Source organism: Acidiphilium sp. AL, from assembly GCF_025499445.1.
GTDB lineage: Bacteria > Pseudomonadota > Alphaproteobacteria > Acetobacterales > Acetobacteraceae > Acidiphilium > Acidiphilium iwatense.
The window spans coordinates 1-4,052 of record NZ_JAIMBZ010000089.1 but is presented as its reverse complement, the minus strand read 5'-3'; the positions used below and the strand labels follow the sequence as shown (position 1 = coordinate 4,052).

The following is a 4,052-nucleotide window of genomic DNA, read 5'->3' as shown; positions in this document are numbered from 1 at the left end:
TGGCCGGGCACGATGGGGCAGGCGATGAGCGTCGGTCGACAAATTCGACCGCTGAAAACCACTCCGGCGCCACGCATGCAGATAATTTCAGTCATGGAACGCAAATTCACCCAAATCTCACTCCGACAGGCTGCTAGTCCGATTATCGCGACGAGGATCGAACGGGAAATCGTAGAGGCCCTCACCAGCGCGGGACTGCCATTGATGCGCAACAAGCTGCATGAAAGGCAGGCCTACAAGGCGGCGTTCGTGCGGCGACTGGCGCTGCATGAACTCGACGGCGAGCAGGTAAATGGCCTGTCCGAAGCGTTGAAAAACGCGGAGTATTTGGCTGATGAGTTGGTTGATATTCTGGCGCCGGCAGAATCCCGGCAGGAGATTGCTTGATGACTGAGGACGCTTTTGGGTTTTCGGGATCGAAGCCATCGACTGCCGAGCGTCTCCGTGCTTTCCGGCCGGCGGCACCTTCAGCAGAGCCTGTGCCAGCCGATCTTGCCCGTGTTGACGCAGCCGGCGAGCGTGTTGGATTCAAGAGCCGAGAGCGGCCGGAGCCAGTCCCAGTTGCGCGGCGGCGCAAGAAGGAAATCGGACCTACAACGGCGATTAATACGCGAGCGCCGCAGCGTGTAGCGGTCCCTTGCATAGCTTTCTGCGAAGAACACCGATTCTCGTATTGGGAGGGAATCGAGGAGTTGATGCGACGCGCAGGTCTCGTCGGGGAAGAGTGACGTCGCAGTTATCCCTTCAGGCAGCGTTTCCGACTCAGGCCGAGCAAGGAGGATGAGATTTCAGCAGAACAAATGCAAGCTGCGGGCTATCCCTTGTGTTTTTCTCACAAAAAATATATTCTCTAAGTTAAGAACAATTATGGTGTTTCGATGCGAGCACAAGAGACCTTGTTCACGCCGACCGAAGCGGCTGTCGTAACGCGACTGCCCCTGAAGGCTGTGTACAACGCGATCGACAGGAAGACCGTCCCTGCAACGACCGGCAGTCGAGCCGGCCATGCGACACGCTTGCTGGACCTGGGCGCGCTCGTGTCGCTGGCGCTCGAGCGCAGGCTTGCCGACCGGTTGGTGCCCGAGCTGCGGCGCGAGGTCTTCACAGCGGTCGCGAACGCGCGCCGGAACGTCGTATCTGTCGAAGGAGGCCTCCTCAAGATCGACCTGCGAGAGCCGCGGCGAGAGCTGGCGGTCTCGTTGCGCGAGCTTCGTCGCGCGCGTGGCTTGGTTGCGACAGATCCGGAGGTTATGGGCGGCGATCCCGTGTTCCGGGGGACACGGATACCGGTTCACGTAGTTGCCAGCCTCCAGGAGCAGGGGGCAACAGAGGCAGAACTGCTCGCAGGATATCCGCGCCTTACCCCGGATATGATCCGCCTCGCGCCGATCTACGCTGCCGCCTATCCGTTGCGTGGACGCCCGCGTGCGCAGCCGTGGCGGGGCAAGCCGCCAGCTCACGCCAATCGCCGCAGTCTCGCGGCGATTGCTGGGGCATGAGGTTCCTGATCGACGAGTGCTTGAGCGTCGATCTGGTCCGCATCGCGATCGGGAGAGGGCATCAGGCCGAGCACGTGGCCCATGTCGGCAAGGCTGGGTGGAAGGACTGGAACGTCGCGCGGTATGCGCATGAAGGTGATTTCGTGCTGGTCACGAACAATGCCGTCGATTTTCGACGGCTCTACGCGAAGCAGGAGCTTCATGTCGGCCTGATCATTATCATCCCCAACGCCGGATTGAGTTTGCAGAGGCAGCTTTTTCAAGCAACACTCGAGGAGTTGGCCACCCAAGGAGAGCCGATCAATTGCGTGCTTGAGGTTGATCTGATCGGCGACGAAGCGACGTTTGCCATCTATGATCTGCCGGAAAGTTCTTCTTGAAAGGGTAAGCGCACCGGCCACCAAGGGTCGGATCCTGTTCTTGTCAGGAACTGGCTTCTTCCAGGCAATTCTGTTGCAGCATATCGCCCGCAATCAGTGCTGTCGGGCAATTTCAATTTGTTCGAACATCCTCGATATCCGCCGCTTTTCGAATCGCAAACATGGCACCCCAGGGATCCTGATGCTCTCCGTGTACGGAAAACACTGTCGGAATGGGATGCGGCAACCCGAGCTGCCCGATCGGAACTGGCCGTGTTTGCCCTTGTTGTTGATGCCAAAGACGACCGGGCCGAAGCCTTTTATCGTCACCACGGGTTTACAGCTTTCGGCCCTGAACCCAGGCAGACCGTATGTTCGTTGTCCGAGAGGTGGCTCGTCCGCAGTATGCGACGAGCGAGGGTTGCGCCGGATAGGCCGGTGCCGAGCCTCTCGCATAGGAGGACGAGCCGTGCGGCAGGATAGCAAGATCTACGTGGGACTGGATACGTCGAAGCTGAAGATCTCGGTGGCTGTGGCCGAGGCGGGGCGCGAGGGTGAGGTGCGCTTTATCGGCGATATCGACAGTGCGCCTGATGCGGTAGAGCGGCTCGTGACGAAGCTCGCCAAAAGGCACCGGGAGCTGGCCTTCTGTTATGAGGCCGGACCAACCGGCTATGGCCTGCATCGTCAGATCACACGGCTTGGCCATGAATGCATTGTGGTTGCGCCGTCACTGATCCCGAAGCGACCTGGAGAACGGGTTAAGACCAACCGCCGTGATGCGCTGACCCTGGCCAAACTGCACCGTGCCGGAGAACTGACCGCCGTCTCATTCCACCTCAGCACAGGAGAACAGTCAGAACCGACATCATTGTTACGCAACGCTGGAGGCAGGGCCCCGGTGGGGAATTCTCGTACGAATTGTGTGGCCGACATTGTCGACGCCCGCTGGCAGATCGAGGCAGATCCGGCTCAAGCGTTTGACCGGACAGGTGGCCGAAGTAGTCGCCTCGTGGTCCATGGCACCGGTGATCGCCGCCTACCAGGCGCTGCGCGGCGTCGCTTTCCTGACCGCCGTCACCTTCGTCGCCGAAATCGGCGACGTGCACCGGTTCGACAGTCCGCGTCAGCTAATGGCGTATCTCGGCCTGGTGCCCTCGGAAAACTCCACCGGCGAACGCATCCGGCGCGGCAACATCACCAAAGCCGGCAACAGCCGAGCACGCCGCGTACTCATCGAGGGGGCCTGGACCTACCGCTTCCCCGCCCGCATGAGCCGCCTGTTGCAGGAGCGGCAGGTCGGCTTGGCCAAAGCGGTCAGCGACATCGCCTGGAAAGCTCAGGTCAGGCTCTGTGGCCGCTACCGCAAGCTCATGGCGCGCGGCAAGCGCCAGTCTGTCGTCACCGTGGCAATCGCTCGGGAAATGGCAGCCTTCCTCTGGGCGATCGGCCGAGAAGTGGAGCCGCACTGCACAACCTGATCGGTCGCCGAATTAGCCTCCGTCTCATTCCACCTCAGCACAGGAGAACAGTCAGAACCGACATCATTGTTACGCAACGCTGGAGGCAGGGCCCCGGTGGGGAATTCTCGTACGAATTGTGTGGCCGACATTGTCGACGCCCGCTGGCAGATCGAGGCAGCCCCAGACGAACACACGGAAATGCGGTACCCAACCCGCGCATCAGAGTCTGCAAACCGTCGTCTCAGCGGCCCTGTCTCCTGCGCTGCGCAACAATCATCCCCTGCTCAACTCCGAGAGGATCGGAGATCGCCCTCTCACGCCGAAAGCCCTGGACAACGAACATCAGAGTTCATCCTTTCTCTGACGAATTTCGGAATAAAAGGGTAACAAATTGGGCGTGACGTGTCATTCTTGCGCCCGAGTCGTGCCAGATTGCAGCGGTTCGGCGGACCCAAAATTCGCTTTAGATGTTTTATAAAAAACTAACGATTACAGCATGTAAGCATGACGTACTGTGACAATGCTATGGACAGTCCCACCGGAGTCCTAGTAGTTTTGTTACTAGGAAAGAGAGAGCCGATTCGGTCATGTCTAAACCGAAGTTTTCACTTTGAAACTGCTTGAACGCATTGGGTGGCTTGGGATAGCGCGGTTTTATATTTGAATGATGTGTCCATACATTGGGCTTGCGGCGCGACTCGAGTTGTGATTCCCTGGCGGCATGTTCATCG

At 59.3% G+C, this 4,052-nt stretch carries 4 protein-coding genes and 2 pseudogenes; 4 read left to right on the top strand and 2 right to left on the bottom strand.

Features of this window, described 5'->3' with window-relative positions; translation table 11 throughout:
* Positions 1 to 387: pseudogene (locus AiwAL_RS19795) on the top strand (hypothetical protein); the annotation flags it as partial.
* 80 nt (positions 388 to 467) lie between these two features.
* Here the strand turns inward: AiwAL_RS19795 and AiwAL_RS19790 are convergent.
* Positions 468 to 662 (bottom strand): hypothetical protein, encoded by a 195-nt coding sequence (locus AiwAL_RS19790; protein ID WP_235706211.1) that lies wholly within the window; start codon positions 660 to 662, stop codon positions 468 to 470.
* Positions 663 to 896: 234 nt separating this feature from the next.
* On the opposite strand from AiwAL_RS19790, the gene AiwAL_RS19785 reads away from it, so the two are divergent.
* The 3 genes and pseudogenes from AiwAL_RS19785 (at position 897) to AiwAL_RS20515 (ending at position 3,339) form a co-directional block, all read left to right on the top strand.
* Positions 897 to 1,499 (top strand): DUF433 domain-containing protein, encoded by a 603-nt coding sequence (locus tag AiwAL_RS19785; protein ID WP_235706210.1) that lies wholly within the window; start codon positions 897 to 899, stop codon positions 1,497 to 1,499.
* Positions 1,496 to 1,879: a DUF5615 family PIN-like protein gene (locus tag AiwAL_RS19780; protein WP_235706209.1), complete on the top strand. Its 384-nt coding sequence runs from the start codon at positions 1,496 to 1,498 to the stop codon at positions 1,877 to 1,879. Before AiwAL_RS19785 ends, AiwAL_RS19780 begins: the two co-directional genes overlap by 4 nt.
* A 448-nt stretch (positions 1,880 to 2,327) precedes the next feature.
* A pseudogene (locus AiwAL_RS20515) lies at positions 2,328 to 3,339 on the top strand (IS110 family transposase).
* Positions 3,340 to 3,844: 505 nt separating this feature from the next.
* Here AiwAL_RS20515 and AiwAL_RS19765 read toward each other — a convergent pair.
* Positions 3,845 to 4,052 (bottom strand): hypothetical protein (locus AiwAL_RS19765; RefSeq protein ID WP_262313440.1); only part of this gene is annotated, 208 nt, incomplete at its 5' end.